We start from the raw sequence: 3,457 nt of genomic DNA, 5'->3' as shown, positions 1-3,457 counted from the left end.
CTCCTGGCGCCGTGTGCCGCCGGTCGGCCGGGGCACCACGCGCGCGCCGTTGCCGGGCAGCGCCGTAGGGTCCGCTGTCGCGGTCGTGGCGGTCAGCCTCGGGGCGATCGGGGTCCGCGCGGGTATCGGCGGCCCCTGGTCACCCATCGGCTGCACCGGGACCGTCGCGCGCTTGTCCCCGCCCCCGCTCGGCAGACCGGCGTCATTAAGTCCACGATTACGGCGTGAGTCCTTGGGCTCCAGGGGTATCGGCGAGCCTCGCAGCGGTTCGTCCGCGGTCCTCGGCAGCGTGAGCCGGAACTGCGAACCGCCACCCGGCTCACCCCACGCCTGCAGCCAGCCGCCGTGCAGCCGCGCGTCCTCAAGGGCGATGGACAGCCCCAGACCCGTACCACCGGTGGTACGCGCGCGTGCCGGGTCCGCCCGCCAGAAGCGGCTGAACACCCGGGTCGCCTCGCCGGGCTTGAGCCCCACCCCGTAGTCGCGCACCGCGATGGCGACCGCCCCGCCCGCGGTGGCGAGCTTGACTATGACGTCCTTGCCGTCGCCGTGCTCCACGGCGTTGACGACGAGATTGCGCAGCACCCGCTCCACCCGCCGGGCATCGGCCTCGGCGACCACGGGCTGCTGGTCGCCGACGACGCGTATCTGCGTGCCCTTGCGCTCGGCGAGCGGCTCGGCCCCGCTGATGACCCGCCGTACGACCTCCCTGAGGTCTATCGGCTCGGCCTCCAGGGCCGCCGCTCCCGCGTCGAAGCGGCTGATCTCCAGCAGGTCGGCGAGCAGCGTCTCGAACCGGTCCAGCTGGTCGGCCAGGAGTTCGGCCGACCGCGCGGTCATCGGATCGAAGTCCACGCGCGCGTCATGGATGACATCGGCCGCCATGCGTACGGTCGTCAGCGGCGTCCGCAGCTCGTGCGACACGTCGGACACGAACCGGCGCTGCATCCGCGACAGGTCCTCCAGCTGCTGGATCTTCAGCTGGAGGTTCTGCGCCATCTTGTTGAAGGCCTCGCCGAGCCGCGCGATGTCGTCCTCACCGGTGACCTTCATCCGCTCCTGGAGGCGCCCGGCGGACAGCCTCTCGGCGATTCCGGCGGCCATCCGCACCGGCGTGACGACCTGCCGCACCACGAGCCAGGCGATGGCTCCGAGGAGTACGACGACGAAGAGCCCGGCCGTCGCCAGCGTCCCCTTGACCAGGCTGAGCGACTTCTCCTCCTGGGTGAGCGGGAAGAGGTAGTACAGCTGGTACGGGTTGTTGTTCGGGTCGTTGACCTGCTTGCCGACGACCAGCGCCGGCTGGGACTCCTTGCCGTTGCTGTAGATGATCCGGGTGTAGCTCTGGGCCGCCGACGTGTTGTCGTTGACGCGGGCGCGCAGGTCTTCGGGCACGCTGGCGGACGGGTCGACGTACCCGGAACCGCGCGGACTGCGACCGCCGCCGCTGTCCGCGCCCGCGGGCAGCGTCACCACGTCGAAGGCTCCCTGACCGCCGCTGGACAGCGACGACACGAGGTCGCTCATCCAGGAGATGACGTTCTGGGTGGAGTTGCCGTCGGTCGCGGAGCCGTCGTCGGCGGTTCCGCTGGCCGCCTCGTCCGCCCTCTGTTTGGCCACGGCGAACCCACCCGTGGCCTGGCTCTGCGAGGCCTTCACCTTGGCGTCCAGCAGGCCGTTGCGCACCTGGCCGATGACGACGAAGCCCAGCAGCAGGACGACGCCCAGCGACATCAGCAGGGTGGTGACGACGACCTTGAGCTGGATGTTGCGCCGCCACAGCCGCATGACCGGCAGCAGCGGTCGGCGCACCCAGCGCATGAACAGGCGGAGGACCGGGCTGCCCTGGACTCCGCCCTGCAGCAGCCCGCCCTCCAACAGGCGTGCCCAGCGGGAGCCCGCCGTCTTCCGGCCGACAGGCCGCCCCGCGCGGGCCCCGGTCCCCCCGGGTGCCGAAGCGGCACTGTCCCTGGACATGTCAGCTCGGTCCCGCCTTGTAACCGACGCCGCGGACGGTCACCACGATCTCCGGCCGCTCCGGGTCCTTCTCGACCTTGGAACGCAGCCGCTGGACATGGACGTTGACCAGACGGGTGTCCGCCGCGTGCCGGTAGCCCCAGACCTGCTCCAGGAGCACCTCACGCGTGAACACCTGCCACGGTTTACGGGCCAGCGCGACCAGCAGGTCGAACTCCAGCGGCGTCAGCGCGATCGACTGTCCGTCCCGCTTCACGGAGTGACCGGCCACGTCGATGACCAGATCGCCTATGGCGAGCTGCTCGGGCGCCGGCTCCTCGGACCTCCGCAGCCGCGCCCGGATCCGGGCGACCAGCTCCTTCGGCTTGAACGGCTTCACGATGTAGTCGTCAGCGCCCGACTCCAGGCCCACCACGACATCGACGGTGTCGCTCTTCGCCGTGAGCATCACGATCGGTACCCCGGACTCCGCCCTGATCAGGCGGCACACCTCGATACCGTCCCGTCCGGGCAGCATCAGGTCCAGGAGCACCAGGTCGGGCTTGCTCTCGCGGAAAGCGGCCAGCGCCTTGTCGCCGTCGGCTACGAAAGACGGCTCAAAACCTTCACCACGCAACACAATGCCGAGCATCTCGGCCAGTGCGGTGTCGTCATCGACGACAAGGACTCGTCCCTTCATAAACGACATCATCCCATTAACTAAATCGTTACCTGTCGTGACCTGTCACACAGCTCTGCCAGCGCCTCCGCCGTCACAGGCGAAACAGCGCCTTCTTCGGTGACGATCGCCGTCACCAACTCGGGAGGCGTCACGTCGAACGCCGGGTTGTACGCCTGGGTCCCCAGGGGTGCCACCGGAATCCCGCCTCCCGCTCCCGACACCGTCACTTGGGGTGACGTGATCTCCGTCACTTCAAAGCCGGGGCGCTGCTCCACCTCGATGGACGCCCCGTCCGGCGTGTCCGGATCCACCGTCGTCACCGGCGCCACCACGATGAACGGCACATTGTGGTACCGGGCGAGCACGGCGAGCGGATAGCTCCCCACCTTGTTCGCCACCGAACCGTCGGCGGCGATCCGGTCCGCCCCGATCAGCACCGCATCCACCTCCCCGGCCGCGAACAAGGAGCCCGCCGCGTTGTCCGTGAGCAAGGTGTACGCCATTCCGTTGCGTGCCGCCTCATAAGCCGTCAGGCGAGCACCTTGCAGCAATGGACGCGTTTCGTCCACCCACAGCCGCCGCAGCCGCCCGTCCCGGTGCGCCGCGAGCGCCACCGCGAAGGCCGTGCCCTCACCGCCCGACACCAGCGCTCCGGTGTTGCAGTGCGTCAGAATCCGGTGCCCACCGCCCGGCAACAGCTCGTCCAACAGGGCCAGCCCGTGCGCGGCCATGCGTGCGCTGGCCTCGGCGTCCTCCCGGTGCAACCGCCGCGCCGCCGCCAGCGCGGCCCCGGCCGCCTGCTCGGGATCACCTCCCTTG

Annotated in this window: 3 protein-coding genes; all 3 read right to left on the bottom strand. The window is 70.0% G+C overall.

The features are described from left to right. Positions 1-1,977, bottom strand: a 1,977-nt coding sequence (gene mtrB / locus R6V09_RS48975; RefSeq protein ID WP_317887913.1) for an MtrAB system histidine kinase MtrB, incomplete at its 3' end; no start/stop codon positions are given. A 1-nt stretch (position 1,978) separates the two neighbouring features. Continuing rightward, positions 1,979-2,668, bottom strand: a complete 690-nt coding sequence (gene mtrA / locus R6V09_RS48970; protein ID WP_187284748.1) for a two-component system response regulator MtrA — start codon at positions 2,666-2,668, stop codon at positions 1,979-1,981. Between the two features lie 8 nt (positions 2,669-2,676). Further along, positions 2,677-3,457 (bottom strand): S-methyl-5-thioribose-1-phosphate isomerase (locus R6V09_RS48965; protein ID WP_317887912.1); only part of this gene is annotated, 781 nt, incomplete at its 5' end.

Source organism: Streptomyces sp. W16 (genome assembly GCF_033194735.1).
Lineage (GTDB): Bacteria > Actinomycetota > Actinomycetes > Streptomycetales > Streptomycetaceae > Streptomyces.
This window is presented reverse-complemented; position numbering and strand designations above follow the sequence as displayed.